The organism is Klebsiella sp. TF21-TM, from assembly GCF_019753495.1.
GTDB lineage: Bacteria > Pseudomonadota > Gammaproteobacteria > Enterobacterales > Enterobacteriaceae > Klebsiella > Klebsiella quasipneumoniae.
Genome location: NZ_JAIJYL010000024.1, coordinates 1 through 17238, shown reverse-complemented (window position 1 = coordinate 17238; position 17238 = coordinate 1). Strand labels below are relative to the sequence as shown.

Genomic DNA, 17238 nt, shown 5'->3' with positions numbered 1-17238 from the left:
TTTTCTACACCCTACACGGGGGGATGGGAAGCGGTGTATACGGCCAGGGGAGTCAATAGCACGAAAATGTGATGATGGGGCGTTCCCCCGGCGTGGAAGCGGGCTGAACGCGGCGGCCCTCGCGATGGAGCGCCGCCGCGCCAGCACCTGCTCTACTGCATCAGGAATTTTTCGAGGAACTGGCGGGTACGCGGTTGCTGAGGCGAGGCGAACAGCGCTTTGGCCTCGCCTTGTTCAACGATACGTCCCTGATCCATAAAAATCGCCCGATCGGCAACGTCGCGAGCGAAGCTCATTTCATGGGTCACGATAACCATGGTGCGTTTCTCCTGCGCCAGCTGGCGGATGGTATTGAGCACCTCCCCTACCAGCTCAGGATCAAGGGCCGAGGTCGGTTCATCAAACAGGATCACGTCCGGACGCATGGCCAGCGCGCGAGCAATGGCGACCCGCTGCTGCTGACCGCCGGAGAGGCGGCGCGGATAGCTGTTCTCTTTGCCGCTGAGGCCTACCTTCGCCAGCAGATCGCGCGCCCGCGCCATCGACTCCTGCTTGTCTTCGCCTTTTACGATGACCGGCCCTTCAATAATGTTCTCCAGCACCGTCCGATGGGGAAACAGGTTAAAGTTCTGGAAGACAAAACCCACGTGCTGGCGCAGCCGCCGAATAAGCCCTTTTTGCGGCCCGAGGCTGCGACCGGCGTCGATCGTCACATCGCCGACGCGGATAGTGCCGCTCTCCGGTTGCTCCAGCAGATTAATGCTGCGCAGCAGGGTAGTCTTCCCCGAGCCGCTGGGACCGATGATCGCCACCACTTCGCCTTCCTGCACCTCCAGGTCGATACCGTGGAGCACCGTCTGGCCATGGAATTTTTTCACCAGGCTTTTTACTTCAATCGCACTCATTTCGGATCACGCTCCTGGCGGTTCAGCTGGTTTTCAAAATAGTTCTGCAGCGAGGAGAGTACCGTCGCCATCACCCAGTAGATCAGAGAGGCTGCCAGATACATGGTGAAGACCTCCAGCGTACGCGAGGTGATAAGCTGCGCCTGACGGAACAGCTCCGGCACCTGGATCGTCGCCGCCAGCGAGGTATCTTTTACCAGGCTGATAAAACTGTTAGAGAGCGGCGGCAAAGCGACCCGCGCCGCCTGGGGTAAAATAGCCCGACGCATTGTCTGCCACGGGGTCATACCGATACTGGCCGCCGCTTCCCATTGCCCTTTGTCAATCGAGGCGATGGCCGCGCGCAGGGTTTCCGCCGCGTAGGCCGCCGTGTTCAGCGACAGGCCGATCATCGCCGCCGGGATCGGGTCAAGTTCAATGCCAAACTGCGGCAAACCGTAGTAGATCATGAACAGCTGGGCGATAAGCGGTGTCCCGCGAAAAATGGAGATATACATGCGCGCCAGCCATTTTACCGGCCAGAGGGGCGACATGCGCATCAGCGCCAGGATAAAGCCCAGCACCAGGCCGAAAAACATCCCGCCAATGCTCAGCTGCAGCGTAAAGACGGCGCCTTTCAGCAGAAAAGGCGCGGAATCGATGACCAGTTGGATACTTTCTTGCATGCTGTGGTTTCTATATTAGACGTGAGGATGATAGGCAAACAGCGCCGGCGCTCCGCCGGTGTGGACGAACAAAATCGGCCCTTCATCCTTAAAGCGCTTCTGCGTAATGCCATCGATAAGTCCGGCCATCGCTTTGCCGGTATAGACCGGGTCAAGCAAAATACCTTCCAGTTGCGCCAGCAGCTTCACGGCGGCCATCCCTTCCTCGTTTGGCGTCCCGTAGCCCGGTGCAAAGTAATCATCCCACAGGATGATGTCGGCTTTCGCCTGCAGCTCAAGGCTGTTGGCCACGGCCTGCTGCAGCGCCACCACTTTCGGCAGCTGGTCGGCAACAGCGCGCGACACCGTCACCCCGATCAGTTCCGCCTGCGGCATCAGCTGTTCAAGGCCGACCGCCAGTCCGGCATGGGTGCCGGCGCTCCCGGAGGCGACCACCACCGACGAAATCTCCACTGCGTCTTCGCACTGCTGGGCGATTTCCAGCGCGCTTTCCACATAGCCTAGCGCCCCAAGGGCGTTAGAGCCGCCGACCGGAATGACATACGGGCGGTACCCCTGCGCTTCGATACGGGTCGCCAGCTCGTCGAGCTGGGCAGCGGGATCGGTCAGGGCATCGCACATCTCAATCTGGGTATTAAACAGATCCAGCAGCAGGCGGTTGCCATTGCTCAGATAGTTCTCCGCCCGGGTGCCGATGGGATTTTCCAGCAGCGCTACGCAGTGCAGGCCCAGTTTGGCGGCGACCGCCGCCGTCTGGCGCACATGGTTAGACTGGATCGCGCCGGCGGTGATTAACGTATCCGCCCCTTCGCGCAGCGCATCGGCGGCGAGAAACTCCAGCTTACGCAGTTTGTTGCCCCCCATCGCCAGCGGCGTCGTATCATCACGTTTGATAAAAATTTCGCGCCCGAGATGATCGGACAGACGCGGAAGATACTCCAGCGGCGTCGGCGCGCCGATCAGTTCCAGACGCGGAAAGCGGGTTAAATTTTGCAGTGACATGGCCCCTCCTGACTCAGTTATGCTTCATTATGCACACAGTTACGCGCTAAATAAAAAAAGGCGCTTCCAGGAGCGCCTTTTTTCACCGCTGGCCGTTATTTTGTCACGTCAGCGCCAAACCATTTCTCGGACAGCGCCTTCAGGCTGCCATCTTTCTGCATATCCGCAATCGCGCCATCTACCGCTTTCAGCAGGTCATCGTTGCCTTTACGCAGCGCAACGCCAGCTTCCTGACGGGAGAACGCTTCGCCGGTGACCGCCAGCGTATTGTTGGTTTTCTTCACCAGATCCAGCGCCGCCAGACGGTCAACCAGAATGGCGTCAATACGGCCTACGCGCAGATCCTGGTATTTGGTCGGGTCGTCGTCATAGGTGCGGACATCCACGCCCTGGACGTTCTGACGCAGCCACTCTTCATAGTTAGTGCCCAGCCCGACGCCCACTTTCTTGCCTTTCAGATCCGCCGCGGTTTTAATCGCGCCTTCGTTGCCTTTCTTCACCAGCGCCTGCACACCGGAGATCGTGTACGGGGTAGAGAAATCGTATTTCTTCTTACGCTCATCGGAGATAGTGACCTGGTTAATCACCACGTCAATGCGTTTGGAGTCCAGCGAGGCCAGCATACCGTCCCACTTGGTCGGTTTGAGGTCGGCCTTCACGCCCAGATGTTTCGCCAGCTCGTTGGCGAACTCCACTTCAAAGCCGGTCAGCTTGCCGTCATCACCCTGGAAGCTAAAGGGAGGATAGGTGCCTTCGAGGCCCACGCGCAGCGTGCCGCGCTCTTTAATCTGATTGAGCAGGTTTTCCGCCGCAAAAGTTTTCACGCTAACGCCAGCCATCAAAACAACGGCCATTGCGCCCATCAGCGCCTGACGACCCAGAAGTGCTAATTTCATAGATACCCCGAAGATTAGGATTTTCCTGTAGTGTAAGGCGCTTAACGGCCCGACACCAACATCGTTACGCTACATCTTATGCAAATTTATTATATATGATCCGCTTTAGGGTATAGCGAAATTCAGGGCTTTCCTCACCCGTTTTGCGGGATATCTCCCATACTGCAAAGGTCAGCCTGTTGACGTCTGGAGCATGGAAGATGAAAAACCCCACCTTGTTGCAATGTTTTCACTGGTACTACCCCGCCGGCGGCGAACTGTGGCGTGAAGTCGAAGCGCTGGCCCCCAGTCTTAACGAAATCGGCATCAATATGGTCTGGTTGCCACCCGCCTACAAAGGCGCCTCGGGCGGTTATTCCGTCGGCTATGACACCTACGATCTCTTCGACCTCGGCGAGTTTGATCAAAAAGGTTCTGTCGCCACCAAATATGGCGATAAAACCCAGCTGCTGGCGGCGGTTAACGCCCTGAAGGAGCACGACATCGCCGTGCTGCTGGACGTGGTGGTGAACCATAAAATGGGCGCCGATGAAAAAGAGGCCTTGCGCGTGCAGCGCGTCGATGAGCAGGATCGCACGCAAATTGACGAGACGATCATAGAGTGCGAGGCATGGACTCGCTATACCTTCCCGGTGCGCGCCGGGCAGTATTCGCAGTTTGTCTGGGACTACAAGTGTTTTAGCGGCATTGACCACATCGAGAATCCGACGGAAGACGGTGTATTTAAAATCGTCAACGACTACACCGGCGAAGGCTGGAATGAGCAAGTCGATGATGAGCTTGGCAACTTCGACTACCTGATGGGCGCCAATATCGATTTTCGTAATCACGCCGTCACCGAAGAGATCAAATACTGGGCGCGCTGGGTGATGGAGCAGACCGGCTGCGACGGTTTTCGTCTTGACGCCGTGAAGCATATCCCCGCCTGGTTTTACAAAGCATGGATCGAACATGTTCAGGAGGTGGCCCCGCAGCCGCTGTTTATTGTCGCGGAATACTGGTCCCATGAAGTGGAAAAGCTCCAGCAGTATATCGACCTCGTCGAGGGCAAGACGATGCTGTTCGATGCCCCGCTGCAGATGAAATTTCATGAAGCGTCCCGCCAGGGGCGCGATTACGACATGAGCCAGATTTTCAGCGGGACGCTGGTGGAAGCCGACCCCTTCCATGCCGTCACCCTGGTCACCAACCATGATACCCAGCCGCTGCAGGCGCTCGAGGCGCCGGTTGAGCCATGGTTTAAACCGCTGGCCTATGCGCTGATCCTGTTGCGTGAAAATGGCGTGCCCTCGGTCTTCTATGCCGATCTCTTCGGCGCTTCCTATGAAGATACCGGCGGCGACGGACAAACCTACGCCATAGAAATGCCCGTCATCGAGCAGCTACACGAACTGATCGACGCCCGTCAGCGCTTTGCCCACGGCGTGCAGACTCTCTGGTTCGATCACCCCAACTGCATTGCCTTCAGCCGCAGCGGCACCGACGAGGATCCCGGCTGCGTGGTGGTGATGTCCAATGGTGATGAGGGAGAAAAGACCCTGACGCTGGGCGAGAACTATGGCAACAAACGCTGGCGGGATTTCCTGGGCAACCGGGAAGAGATTGTCGAAACCGACGACGAAGGCTGCGCAACCTTTACCTGTAACGGAGGAAGCGTCAGCGTGTGGGTGCTGGAGGCGGTGCTGTAGTCATCTGACGCCGGACGGGCCAGCAGTGGCCCGCCGGAACCTTAGCGCGCGGTGGTCGGCGCTCTGACTGGAGCGGCCGCACGCGCTTTAGCCCACGCCTTCTCGCACTCCGGGGTGAGACGTTCAACGCGGGTCAACGTCATACGATCGTAGGAAAGGGTGTTGCCCTCGCGCTCGATCGGGTAGATATCCAGGGAAGCGGTCACGTTGTAGATATCGCTATCGCGGTTCATCAGTTTCCCCGGCTGGGCGATCACACGCTGCCACTGGCGGCAGTCGAAGGTGTCCCCTTCTTTGGTGACGATCAGGCTGGCGATGGCGTCCGGACTCATCATCTCACTCTGCGGCCCTTTCGTCTGCCAGTAGCCTTCCAGGCCTGCCGGCGCTGGCGCTTTAACAACGTCTTCGTAACGATCAACCTGCACGCATCCGGCCAGCGCCAGCACCATGCCAGCAAAAACTAACTGTTTCATCATTCATCCCACAAGCTGATAAAAAAGTATTGTGGCATTAAAGCGTTAAGCCTTCCACCCCCGCCGCAGGCGGAGAAGTCGGGCAAAACACGGCCAGGCATCGCAGCCTTCATTTGAAATAAGGAAATTCTGAAAGTAAAAGAATCTTTGGGGCCTAACCATAGCATCCGCGGGCACTTTTTGTTTTTAATTCGCTCACACTACCGGTTCTTGACTTTACTTTAAGAGTTTTCCTGGCAAATTATATACAGAGATGCGGAATAGTTTAATGGAACTAATGGGTTCTTTCTTAAACCTACTATTATCACCGCCTGCAAGGACTGCTTCGCACAGCCAGTGTGAAGTGTATATCGTTACGTGTTGATTGAGGATGGGTCATGTCAACGATGATTATGGATTTGTGCAGTTATACCCGGTTGGGACTAACGGGATATCTGACCAGTCGGGGAATTAAAAAACAGGAAATCGTTGAGGTCAACTGCGCTGAGGATCTGCACAGGCATTGTGCGTCATGTTGCCCGGCGGTGGTGTTTCTGAATGAAGATTGCTTTGTGCATGATGATGAAAGTAATGGCATTATTCGCCAGATCATCACGCAAAATCCGGCGACGTTGTTTGTGATTTTTATGTCGCTGGCGAACATCCATTTTGACCGCTATCTACGGGTGCGTAAGAACCTGCTAATCAGCTCAAAATCGATCACTCCAAAAGACCTTGATGTCATTCTGGTTAATTATCTTAAATACAAGAACACGAGTCTGGGGCAGTTAAATTTACCGACGTTGTCGCTGAGCAAAACAGAATCAAATATGCTGCAAATGTGGATGGCCGGGCATGGTACTTCGCAAATTTCAACGCAAATGAACATCAAAGCTAAAACGGTATCATCGCATAAAGGCAATATTAAAAAGAAAATACAGACGCATAATAAGCAGGTGATTTACCACATCGTTCGGCTGACCGAAAACATTACCAGCGGTATTCAGGTGAATCTACGCTGAAACAAACTGGCGGTGGTCCCGCCAGTTCGGTTTTACGAGATTTCTTTTTCCACGAAGATCCCATCCGGGTGCCCTATTTCATTGAAAAACCAGATCCCCAGGGGATAGTCTTCCAGCGAAACCAGATACATCGTCCCTTCACTAAACGACTCAATTGCCAGCACTACGCCCGATCGACGTGGGCCACCGTCGGTCTTCACCGTGACACGATCGTTCACCTGCATAATCCATCTCCTCTCTATTTCCAGCCAGTGTAGAACAAAACCACGCCGCTCGCAGCGTCGCGGGCAGTGACTGGCGTTTTTTTAGACCGACTATACTTAAAGAGGCTTGAGCGACGCTCAGCGAGGGGGGGTAATGATGAAGAACCGATTGACAGACCAGACCGGGAACGACGTTGATGTCAACGTTGATGCTCTGCTGGCGGCGATTAATGAGATCAGCGAAAGCGAAGTCCATCGCATCCTCGATGACCCACAGCGCGCCAGTATCGATGGCCGCGGGGCGCATACCTGGCGTGAACTGGCGGAGGCATTTGAACTCGATATTCATGATTTCAGCGCCAGTGAAGCCAACCGCTAGCGATGGGCGAAAAAAATCCCGACTCGCAGGAGTCGGGATCAAACTTGCTAATGCAAGAAGCACTTGAAAATTCGTTACACCGGGAAATCCGATGCGTTGAAACATTATCCTCAATTATTTTGCATGACAAGCGATATTCATGGCGCAAAATATTGAGAAAGTTGGCGCTTCGCAGCAGAAAGGGCTGCAGGGCTGATGCGATAAGGCTTAGCCGCAAACCGGTTTCATTCGATAGCGCGATCCCCGTCGAACACTTTAAGAAAAATCTCATTTTGCCTGATTCGGGCGAAACGTTTTGCTCACGCTTCGCTGCGATACCAGACCTGGTTGCGGCCATTTTGCTTGGCCAGATACAGTCGACCATCGGCGACCGACTGCAGAGCTTCAAAGTGATACTCCCCTCGCTCTTCGCTGCCGCTCACCCCTAACGACGCGCTGACCCGCAGCGTCACGTTGTTATGCAAAAAGACCTCCCGGCCATGAATACGCAGGCGTAGCCGCTCCGCTACCGCCGCCGCTTCCTGCAGCGTGGTATTCGGCAGCACGACACAAAACTCCTCTCCGCCCACGCGGCCCAGCAAATCACCGTCCCGGACGGTGCCGGCAAGCGTACTGGCCACCATCGACAGCACTCTGTCACCCGCCTGATGGCCATAGCGATCGTTAATGCCCTTAAAGTGATCCAAATCGAGCTGGATGACCGCCAGCGGTCGTCCGCTGCGCTGGCAGTCGCTGGCTACCGCCATCGCCTTCTCAAACAGCGCCCCGCGATTGAGCAGGCGGGTTAAGGCATCGTGCCAGGCCTGCCACTCCAGGGAGGTCTGGAGAACGCTCATATTGCGGACCATACGGCGGATCACCAGCCAGGAGAGCAGCAGCATTAAGGTGAAGAGGATCCACATCAGGGTCAGGGCGATGGTGATGGTGCCAAAGTTGCCGCGTACGCCTTCCCGCAGAGTATGGATCCGCAGCAGCACGCCATCAAAATTGCGCAGTTTGGCCCAGCTGATATAGCGCGTCAGCAGACGCAGACCGCCCTGATTATCATGGGCAAACGCGCGGCTGAGCAGTTCCTGTTCGCGCGGCGACAGCAGCGTCAGGACATTCCCCGGCGCAGAAGAGGCCAGCAGGTTAAGATGGCTGTCGTAAAGCTGATATTCCCCCTCCTGCCCGCCCTGCATCGCGCTGATTAAAAATGCTTTTATTTCGCTGACTGAGAAATCCATCGCCAGCACGCCGCGCCAGTAACCGGCAAAATCCAGCGGTATCGAGGCGGTGACCACCTGCTCTTCCAGCTGCGGGTCATCGTCAGGAAAGGTTTGCCAGATAACGCCGCGGTGCGGATTGTTCCGCTGGGTCTGCCGGGTAAACCAGAGGGCGCTGATGGCGCGGGAATAGTAGGTCTTCACCTGCGATTCATCGCGCAGCGGCAGGGTCGAGGTGAAAAAACCGCTGCGGGAGATATATTGCATCCGCTCGGCAAAATCGCGGTCATGCTGCGTCAGGTTTAACAGATAACCCAGCTCCAGCGTCGCCATCAGTTCATTGACCACCAGCGGATCGTCCGGCAAGAGCAGCGGGTGATCCCTGACGACGCCCTCCGAGACGCCAAACACCGGCAGCGTCCGGCGGTTGGGGAGCGCCACCCGCCATGTCTCCTGGTGGCGTTGGCTCAGATAGCGCTGGCTGGCTTCGTGCAACACATCGACGTCGAGCGGGCGTTCAAGCGCGGACTGCATACCGTGGCGAAAAAACATCATCCTGTCGATGTTGAACTGCAGCAGGCCATCCATTTCATGCGCGACGTTAGCCAGATTATTGCGCTGGTTCGCCACGTAGGCCTCTTCCAGGACATTGATTTCGCGCCAGATCAGCAGCGTGGAGAAAAACAGCACCACGATAAAACAAATGTTAACCACATGCGCCGGGCGAGTCAGGTGGTAGAGTTTTTTCAACTTCAACCGTAGTGGCTTTTCCATCTTTCTCTCGCAGTACGTTGCGCAAATCTGACGTCGTCAGCACGCCCGGTCTCTGTCGATACCGGAGGCGCTTTTAGCGTAGACCACGCGGCGCCGTCATGCGGCGCCGCACCTGACTACTTCACCGCGCCACGCAGGCGACTGACCGCCTTGACGCCCGCCAGCACCACCGCGCCGATGATAAAACCCAGCACCAGATTAGCCACCATCGGCAGCAAGGCGGCCAACATGCCGCCCAGCCCCGCGCTCCAGTGCTCAATGGCATGGTGTAGCGGCGCAATACCGTGAACCACAATCCCGCCGCCCACGAGGAACATGGCCAGCGTTCCGACGATAGAGAGCACTTTCATCAGCCAGGGCGCCACGGTCAATAACCCTTTGCCCAGCCACTGCGCCAGGGTACTGCGTTTCTCCGCCAGCCAGTAGCCCATGTCATCCAGTTTGACGATCACCCCCACCAGGCCATAGACCCCGACGGTGACCAGAATCGCGATCCCCGACAGAATGAGGATCTGATTCAGCAGCGGCGCTTCCGCGACAATGCCGAGGGTGATGGCGACAATTTCCGCGGACAAAATAAAGTCGGTGCGGATCGCCCCTTTGACTTTGTCACGCTCAAAGGCCAGCGGATCACGATCCGCCAGCGCCTGAAGACGCTGCTGCCGTTGCGCTGGGTCCTCTTTGTGCTTACGCGCTTCCAGGCTGTGGAGCACCTTTTCCACCCCTTCAAAACAGAGAAACGCGCCGCCCAACATCAGCAGCGGCGTAATCGCCCAGGGAATGAAGGCGCTGATTAGCAGGGCCAGCGGCACGAGGATGATTTTATTGACGAACGACCCTTTCGCCACGCCCCAGACCACAGGCAGCTCACGATTTGCCCGCACGCCGGTCACCTGTTGGGCGTTGAGGGAGAGATCGTCGCCCAGCACCCCCGCCGTTTTTTTCGCCGCCAGCTTGCCCATCATGGAAATATCGTCCAGCAGCGTGGCGATATCATCGAGTAATGTTAAAAGACTACTTCCTGCCAAAATGATTTTCCTTCTCTTTTCATCAATGTCTCCCTCGAGTATGCGTTAAAAAACGGCCACTGCCCAAGGTACAATTAGTCAATATAAATTTAACAACCTGACGCAAATTAAGCGCTCGCCAGCAGGATAGTTTTCACGTTTACTATATGTCCCCTTTCTATCTCTGCACCGTCGTGAGGAAGTATGTCTACCCGTCAGCTGTTACCGCTTATCGGGGCGCTGTTTGCGCTGTATATCATTTGGGGCTCTACCTATTTCGCCATCGCCGTCGGCGTCGCTAGCTGGCCGCCGCTGATGATGGCCGGAATTCGCTTTCTCTCTGCCGGCGTGCTGCTGCTGGGATGGCTGTTGGCCACCGGCCATAAACTGCCGGCCCGCGGACCGTTGCTTAACGCCGCGCTGATCGGGGTTTTGCTGCTGGCCGTCGGCAACGGCTTTGTCACCCTGGCCGAACATCAGCACGTTCCCTCCGGGATCGCCGCGGTCATGGTCGCCACCGTTCCGCTGTTCACCCTGTGCTTCAGCCGCTTTTTCGGCATCGCCACTCGTAAACTGGAATGGCTGGGGATTGCCATTGGCCTCGCGGGTATTGTGATGCTTAACAGCGGAGGCAACCTGAACGGCAACCCCTGGGGCGCGCTGCTGATCCTGATTGGCTCCCTGAGCTGGGCCTTCGGCTCGGTTTACGGCTCGCGGATCGAGCTGCCGACCGGCATGATGGCGGGGGCAATCGAGATGCTCGCCGCCGGGATCGTCCTGCTGGCCGCGTCATGGCTGAGCGGCGAAACCTTAACCCGTGTTCCGTCGTGGTCCGGGATCGCCGCTGTGGCCTACCTGGCTATCTTTGGCTCGCTGATTGCCATCAACGCCTATATGTTTTTGATCCGCAATGTCACCCCGGCGGTGGCCACCAGCTACGCCTATGTCAACCCGGTGGTGGCGGTTCTGCTTGGTACCGGATTCGGTGGCGAAAGCCTGTCCCTGATCGAGTGGCTGGCGCTGGCGGTGATTATTTTTGCCGTCGTGCTGGTGACGCTGGGGAAATACCTTTTCCCGGTTCGCAGCGAAGCTACCCCTTGTAAGGCGTCGAAATAAGCGCCAGTTCGCGGATCCCCTGGGTGTCGATCTGCGCGTCGTGTCCGGCGCTGCAGATCCACTCTTCCAGACGCTCGGTGAGCGCCTCGTCATTCAGCTTCAGCCGACCGCGCAGGGCGCATTCCCAGACGATAAGCACCCGCCAGCCCTGCTCGGCCAGCTTTTGCCGGTCACGGGCATCGCGCGCCACGTTGCTGGCGATCTTGTCCAGCCAGAACGCGGTCCGGGTGGCCGGCACCTTAAACAGGTAACAGTCATGGTGATGCCAGAAACAGCCGTGGGTAAAGATGACGCAACGGTAATCGGGTAAAGCGAAATCAGGGCGTCCCGGCAGCTCGCGATCCTGGGCAACAAAGGTGAATCCCGCCTGAGTCAACAGCGCCGCTATCCGCTTCTCGATCGCCGTATCGCGCGTGGCGATAGCCCGCATATTTTTACTGCGCGTGGCTTTATCGTGAACATCCGCCATCGTTATCACCCGCTTCGCGACGCGCCACCGCCTGAGCGATGCGCGGGGCCAGGAGCTTCGCCACCGCGGCGAAGACCGGAACCACCACCGAGTTGCCGAACTGACGATAGGCCTGGGTATCCGACACCGGGATGCGGAAACGCGCCCCCTGAGGCGATTCGAAACCCATCAACCGGGCGCACTCCCGCGGCGTCAACCGACGAGGACGCCGCTGTTGATTCTGCGGATCGTCAAAATGCGTCTCGCCCAGCGGCCGGTCCCAGCCGCGATCGACGAGAATTTCGGCGCCATCTTTATAGTAGCGGGCGGAGAGCGTCCGGGCCACGCTGTGGGGATTGGCGGGGTCCACCAGGCCATAACCAAAGCCATTGCCCCGCGCCTGATGTTTGCGGGCATATCGATAAAGATATTTCCACAGTACCGGCGTGAGGATAAATTTAGCATCCACCGTCGGCTCCAGCAGCTCGCCAAATGTTGGCCGAACCGCCGGGTACAGCGCCGCGATATCGCGCAGCGTAAACCCCTCGTGCAGCTGCAGATCGCGACGGAAGCCCACCAGCACGATGCGCTCCCGGTGCTGCGGTAAGAAATGGCGCCCGTCGATCACCTTCGGATCGTCCGGCCCGCTATGCCCGGCGTCAGCGACCTCATACCCCAGCTCATCCAGCGTCTGCATGATGATGCGGAAGGTCCGCCCCTGATCGTGGCTTTTGAGATTTTTGACATTCTCCAGCACAAAGATCGCCGGCTGACGGGCGGCGATAATTCTCACTACATCAAAAAACAGCGTCCCCTGGGTTTCGCAGGCAAAGCCGTGGGCGCGGCCCATGGCATTTTTTTTCGACACGCCGGCAAGTGAGAAAGGCTGGCAGGGAAAGCCGGCCAGCAGCACATCATGCTGCGGGATAGTCTCGCGGATATGCTGCGTCGCCTCGTCATCGCTAACGTCGGGGCGATGGCTGAGGGTGATATCGCGAATATCTTCATTGAAACGGTGTTGCTGCGGATCACAATACCAGTTGGCCTTATAGGTGCGCACCGCATGCTTGTTCCACTCGCTGGTAAAGACGCACTGCCCGCCGATAGCTTCAAAACCGCTGCGGATCCCGCCGATACCGGCAAACAGATCGACAAAGCGGAATCCATAGTGCGGATGATGGGCCGGCGGCGACGGCAGCAGCGTCGCCAGATGAGCGACCTCCTGCGGACGCAAACGCGCTGCCGCGCGGCTGAGGGCCGCCACGCGCTTGAGGATCGCCGCGCTCCAGTGCTGCTCCCCGACGCTCACCAGTTCGGCGACCAGCGTTTTCACATCGTAGATCGTCATCAGCTGGCGCAGCAGCGCCTGAGCCTCTTCACCGGCCTGTTCCGTCAATGACAACGACCTGTTTTCCTTGCTTAACTTTTGTGGCATATCCTCAACCAGCGCGGACGATTTTTGCAGAGAGTACCATAAATCACTGGTCGGTTGACGGCTGCGGTGCAAAGCGGCGTAAAACCGCCTCATCCAGCGCCAGGGGTTCCCCCTTCAACTCCGCGCTGATCTTGGCCATAAACTCGACGAGGAAGCGCGCATTATGCTGCGCCATAGCCCTTCCTCCGGCGGTCTGCATGGTTTCCGGCAGGCGCAGGAGCTTGCACTGGAAATGGTCGAGGGCATATTTTCTGTCATCCAGCGCTCGCCGGTCGGCGAAAGGATCGTCGGCATCAAACAGAATGGTGTTCAGGGCGCCGGCGACGGCGAAGACCCGCGCCAGGCCTATCGCCCCCAGAGACTCGAGACGGTCGGCGTCCTGGACGATTTTCGCCTCCAGCGTGCGCGGCGGGATCGCCGCGCTGAAGCTGTGCGCCTCAATAGCGTGGCTGACCGCCGCATACCGGTCTGCGGGAAAATCGGCAAACGACGACTGCAAAATAGCCAGGGTTTTCTCGGCAGCCATCATCGAGGAGCGGCTTCGCTCCGGATGATTTTTAGGCAGACTGACAATGTCATGAAAATAGCAGGCCGTGAGAAGCACCAGCCCGTCGACCTCCTCCTCCCCGGCGGCCAGCCGGGTGGCGGTGGCCCAGACGCGACGAAAATGGGACAGATCGTGCGCCGCATCCTCCCGGGCGTGATGCGTCAGTATCCAGTGCTCAAATCGCTGCTGCCAGTCAACCAGGTTCATAGGCGTTCCTTTATCTGTAGGTCAGCCTCGAGCATAGCAACTTTACGACCGATGATCCCGCCCGCTTCCGGAGGGCCGTGTATACCAGACGACAGCGCCGAGGATCGCGCCAATGCCGGCGAGCACCAGCATTCCCAACAGGGCGCCAAGCCATTTCCCTGCCATGGTGCCAAAGTCGCCCTCCGCGCTGGCGCCGGGGACACTGTGAATTTTTCCCACCACCCACCAGTAACGCACAATGACCCAGACACAATATCCGCAAAAGGCATACAACGCCCATAGCGCGAGTTTGCCGCCCGGGCTGCGTTTTGCCTGCTCTTCCATCTCATTCCTCTCCGTGACAAATCATACTACCGCCACTCAAAAACGTGACGCTCATCACATTATACCGCCATGCTGCGCCACAGGCAGCAGTTTCATCCTTGTCTTCTGCACCCACTTATCACTTATTCTGCCAATGGAAATACGCAGGGGTGGTTTTTTTTATTCTTTACCCACGGGCTTAAACATTAACGACACCCAGCCATGCCGCGTAGTGTAATTATCCCTCCGCCGGCGGCATTGACTAATAAATTATATTTAAAGACTGAATGACCAACTCGCTGTAAATTAATATAAATAATTTCATTCAGTTAACCACGATCGCAACACAGCAACATAACTTATTGCTATACAACAAAATAATCATTAAAACAGATTCATTTAAATTTAATATAATGAACCACATAGAAATATCTTGTAATATCTTACATTATTTATTTACATATTTTATTTTAAATAAAAATGAACTTAGTCGTTAGTATCTGACAGGCATTCCGGAGGGATTGTCATAATTCACAGAAATTATTAATAAAAGGGAATATATAATGAAAAGAAAAGTACTGGCACTCATGGTACCGGCATTACTCATGGTCAATGCCGTTAATGCTGCAGAAATTTATAACAACAACGCCAACAAACTGGACCTTTATGGGAAAGTCGCCGGCCTGCGTTACTTCTCTGACGACACCAGCGAGGACGGCGACCAGACCTATGCTCGCTTAGGCATCAAAGGCGAAACGCAGATCGCTTCCGAGTTAACCGGCTACGGTCAGTGGGAATACAATGTCAAAGCGAACACCAGCGAAGGAGAAGGCGCGAATTCATGGACTCGTCTGGCCTTCGCCGGTCTGAAGTTTGCTGACTATGGCTCACTGGACTATGGCCGTAACTACGGCGTGGTGTACGACATCGAATCCTGGACTGATATGCTGCCGGAATTCGGCGGCGATACCTACACTCAGACCGACGTTTACATGACCGGCCGCACCAACGGGGTGGCCACCTACCGTAACAGCGATTTCTTCGGCCTCGTCGACGGCCTGCATTTCGCCCTGCAGTATCAGGGGAATAATGAAAACGCCGGTTCTGGCGAAGGCACAAACAACGGCGGCGCTCGTAAACTGGCGCGGGAAAATGGCGACGGGTTTGGTATCTCCAGCTACTACGATCTCGATATGGGCATCAGCTTCGGGGCCGCCTACTCGGCTTCCGACCGTACCCATAACCAGCTGGCGGCAGCACGCAGCAGCCATATTTACGCTAACGGTGATAAAGCCGAGGCCTGGACCGTCGGCGCAAAATATGACGCCAACAACATCTATCTGGCCGCCATGTATGCGGAAACCCGCAACATGACCTTCTACGGCAACGGCGCTATTGCCAACAAGACGCAGAACTTTGAAGTCGTCGCCCAGTACCAGTTCGATGAGTATAATTTACCGCTGCGTCCATCCGTGGCCTATCTGCAATCGAAGGGGAAAGATCTTTACAACTATTCTCGCTATAGCGACAAGGATCTGGTCAAGTATGTCGACATCGGCATGACCTACTACTTCAATAAGAATATGTCCACCTATGTGGATTACAAAATCAACCTGCTGGATGAAGACGACCGCTTCTACCGCAACAACGGTATCTCGACCGATGATATCGTGGCCCTCGGTCTGGTTTACCAGTTCTGATCCCCATCAAAGCCCGCGCTCAGCGGGCTTTTTCTTGTTCCCGCTCCGTTGAGATCACTCTTTTCAACATTGCCGCTTTCCAGGCGTACCTTCCCTCTTTATGATGCGTTTAAGCTCGTTCGGGCAAATTGCGGCGGTAAGACCACAAAAGGACAAGGCGCACTACCGCGTCTTTACGCTGAAACCAGGACGATGATGATGGCGATACCCCAGCGCAGGCGTTATACCTGAAGCTAACGGTGTTATTGAAGGGGAATGGTCAGAGAAAGAATAGTTGGCGGAGAGAGGGGGATTTGAACCCCCGGTAGAGTTGCCCCTACTCCGGTTTTCGAGACCGGACCGCTTTTCTTTAAAAACAGATATTTACCTATTTTTTTGAGAAAATACCTCAAATTTCACACGCAACCTTTTCAATAAGTTAGCCACCTTCAAAACTTCATTTTCTCATGAAATTTTTGACATTAGCCCTTAATGATTGGCTGGGAATACTTTCGCCTCTGAAAGAAGTTGCGAGCGCCTTTCCAGTATCGAATGGCGCTACTTTACCAGCATGTTTTTATAGGCTTTTCATCCAGGGGTAAGGATGAAATTTAGGTGCGCACCCCTTTTCATATTACTGGATAATCATCATCATCCTTCCATATCCGGTTAATAACGAATGTCACTATTCCTAACACTACCACATCGTCCAATGCCTCGCCTTCCAGCGCCTCACCATCACGAGTAATAAACGCCTTCCCCATAACCTTCGCAAAATCTGTACCGCCGGAGTACTGGATCAATACAGTGTCCTGCTGCTTTGGTTTAACGGAGAAATCAACTACGGCATAACCAGTTTCTGTCTGTACGACCCGAGTATTAGGGCCGATGCTGCATAGCTTATCGACGGTTAGCCGCCCCTCTACATAGTCTGATGCTGGCGATGGAAATCCCACGATTACAGCCCTCCATTCGGGTTGTAAAGCTGGAACGTGCGATCGTCACCTTCCTGCGTTGAGACGTCGCGGAATGTCGTCACATAGTGCTCTATCCACTGGTTAGCCTGCCGTGGCGACCAGTGCCAGTTATATCTCTCCAGTTCCTGCAGAAATCGCCTGGTGGTGAGGATGCGCTTTCCGTTAGGCAGGATATCTATTGCCTTACGGCAGGCCGTCTCGATTTCGTATAAACGCGGCATACTTCCCCCTGTCAAACTTACTGTATATAAATGGGTCTTCCCTTGTTGTGGTGGCTGAAGGCATGATAATGGTGTATTTAATCGCCAGAGGTCACCGCCATGGACGA

Annotated in this window: 19 protein-coding genes; 5 read left to right on the top strand and 14 right to left on the bottom strand. The window is 55.9% G+C overall.

Features of this window, described 5'->3' with window-relative positions:
- Positions 1-152: 152 nt before the first annotated feature.
- The 4 genes from tcyN to tcyJ all read right to left on the bottom strand — a co-directional run bounded on the left by tcyN (position 153) and on the right by tcyJ (position 3468).
- On the bottom strand, positions 153-905 hold the full coding sequence (gene tcyN, locus K5R89_RS20115; RefSeq protein WP_004203465.1) for an L-cystine ABC transporter ATP-binding protein TcyN: 753 nt from the start codon (positions 903-905) through the stop codon (positions 153-155).
- Positions 902-1570: a cystine ABC transporter permease gene (gene tcyL / locus K5R89_RS20110; protein ID WP_008804215.1), complete on the bottom strand. Its 669-nt coding sequence runs from the start codon at positions 1568-1570 to the stop codon at positions 902-904. The genes tcyN and tcyL overlap by 4 nt, the downstream gene beginning before the upstream one ends.
- Positions 1571-1585: 15 nt before the next feature.
- On the bottom strand, positions 1586-2572 hold the full coding sequence (gene dcyD, locus K5R89_RS20105) for a D-cysteine desulfhydrase (RefSeq protein ID WP_044524005.1): 987 nt from the start codon (positions 2570-2572) through the stop codon (positions 1586-1588).
- A gap of 95 nt (positions 2573-2667) precedes the next feature.
- Entirely contained in the window at positions 2668-3468 is an 801-nt protein-coding gene (gene tcyJ / locus K5R89_RS20100; RefSeq protein WP_004203468.1) for a cystine ABC transporter substrate-binding protein, read from the bottom strand.
- Positions 3469-3668: 200 nt separating this feature from the next.
- On the opposite strand from tcyJ, the gene amyA reads away from it, so the two are divergent.
- A complete protein-coding gene (gene amyA, locus K5R89_RS20095; RefSeq protein WP_044524008.1) occupies positions 3669-5156 on the top strand; it encodes an alpha-amylase in 1488 nt (495 codons plus the stop codon).
- 41 nt (positions 5157-5197) lie between these two features.
- Here the strand turns inward: amyA and yedD are convergent, their stop codons facing one another.
- The gene (yedD, locus tag K5R89_RS20090) at positions 5198-5632 is read right to left on the bottom strand and encodes a lipoprotein YedD (protein WP_179207803.1); all 435 of its coding nucleotides are present in this window, start codon (positions 5630-5632) and stop codon (positions 5198-5200) included.
- A 374-nt stretch (positions 5633-6006) separates the two neighbouring features.
- Here yedD and rcsA point away from each other — a divergent pair, with 374 nt between their 5' ends.
- Positions 6007-6630: a transcriptional regulator RcsA gene (gene rcsA, locus K5R89_RS20085; protein WP_023290286.1), complete on the top strand. Its 624-nt coding sequence runs from the start codon at positions 6007-6009 to the stop codon at positions 6628-6630.
- 32 nt (positions 6631-6662) lie between these two features.
- On the opposite strand, the gene dsrB is transcribed toward rcsA, so the two are convergent.
- Positions 6663-6854, bottom strand: coding sequence for a protein DsrB (gene dsrB, locus K5R89_RS20080; protein WP_004203477.1), 192 nt, complete (start codon positions 6852-6854; stop codon positions 6663-6665).
- Between the two features lie 136 nt (positions 6855-6990).
- On the opposite strand from dsrB, the gene yodD reads away from it, so the two are divergent.
- Positions 6991-7212, top strand: a complete 222-nt coding sequence (yodD, locus tag K5R89_RS20075; RefSeq protein ID WP_004203478.1) for a YodD family peroxide/acid resistance protein — start codon at positions 6991-6993, stop codon at positions 7210-7212.
- A gap of 299 nt (positions 7213-7511) precedes the next feature.
- Here the strand turns inward: yodD and dgcQ are convergent, their stop codons facing one another.
- Entirely contained in the window at positions 7512-9191 is a 1680-nt protein-coding gene (dgcQ, locus tag K5R89_RS20070) for a cellulose biosynthesis regulator diguanylate cyclase DgcQ (RefSeq protein ID WP_087827160.1), read from the bottom strand.
- A 116-nt stretch (positions 9192-9307) separates the two neighbouring features.
- On the bottom strand, positions 9308-10219 hold the full coding sequence (locus K5R89_RS20065) for a DUF808 domain-containing protein (RefSeq protein WP_044524012.1): 912 nt from the start codon (positions 10217-10219) through the stop codon (positions 9308-9310).
- A gap of 183 nt (positions 10220-10402) precedes the next feature.
- On the opposite strand from K5R89_RS20065, the gene yedA reads away from it, so the two are divergent.
- Positions 10403-11314 (top strand): drug/metabolite exporter YedA, encoded by a 912-nt coding sequence (gene yedA, locus K5R89_RS20060; protein ID WP_023290289.1) that lies wholly within the window; start codon positions 10403-10405, stop codon positions 11312-11314.
- Here the strand turns inward: yedA and K5R89_RS20055 are convergent.
- From K5R89_RS20055 to drpB, 4 genes are all read right to left on the bottom strand, one after another.
- The gene (locus tag K5R89_RS20055) at positions 11289-11783 is read right to left on the bottom strand and encodes a very short patch repair endonuclease (protein ID WP_087827161.1); all 495 of its coding nucleotides are present in this window, start codon (positions 11781-11783) and stop codon (positions 11289-11291) included. The two genes, yedA and K5R89_RS20055, sit on opposite strands and share 26 nt — an antisense overlap.
- Positions 11764-13164: a DNA cytosine methyltransferase gene (locus K5R89_RS20050; protein WP_179207804.1), complete on the bottom strand. Its 1401-nt coding sequence runs from the start codon at positions 13162-13164 to the stop codon at positions 11764-11766. The genes K5R89_RS20055 and K5R89_RS20050 overlap by 20 nt, the downstream gene beginning before the upstream one ends.
- Positions 13165-13240: 76 nt before the next feature.
- The gene (locus tag K5R89_RS20045) at positions 13241-13951 is read right to left on the bottom strand and encodes a phosphohydrolase (protein ID WP_023290292.1); all 711 of its coding nucleotides are present in this window, start codon (positions 13949-13951) and stop codon (positions 13241-13243) included.
- A 42-nt stretch (positions 13952-13993) separates the two neighbouring features.
- Complete coding sequence (gene drpB / locus K5R89_RS20040) at positions 13994-14275, bottom strand: cell division protein DrpB (protein ID WP_023290293.1); 282 nt, start codon at positions 14273-14275, stop codon at positions 13994-13996.
- Between the two features lie 542 nt (positions 14276-14817).
- On the opposite strand from drpB, the gene ompC reads away from it, so the two are divergent.
- Entirely contained in the window at positions 14818-15954 is a 1137-nt protein-coding gene (gene ompC / locus K5R89_RS20035) for a porin OmpC (RefSeq protein ID WP_023290294.1), read from the top strand.
- 608 nt (positions 15955-16562) lie between these two features.
- Here ompC and K5R89_RS20030 read toward each other — a convergent pair.
- Together K5R89_RS20030 and K5R89_RS20025 are read right to left on the bottom strand one after the other, a co-directional pair.
- Positions 16563-16889 carry a hypothetical protein gene (locus K5R89_RS20030; RefSeq protein ID WP_031591633.1) on the bottom strand — a complete coding sequence of 109 codons (327 nt, stop codon included), beginning with the start codon at positions 16887-16889 and terminating at the stop codon, positions 16563-16565.
- A 2-nt stretch (positions 16890-16891) separates the two neighbouring features.
- A complete protein-coding gene (locus K5R89_RS20025; RefSeq protein WP_004216505.1) occupies positions 16892-17131 on the bottom strand; it encodes a hypothetical protein in 240 nt (79 codons plus the stop codon).
- Positions 17132-17238: the final 107 nt, after the last annotated feature.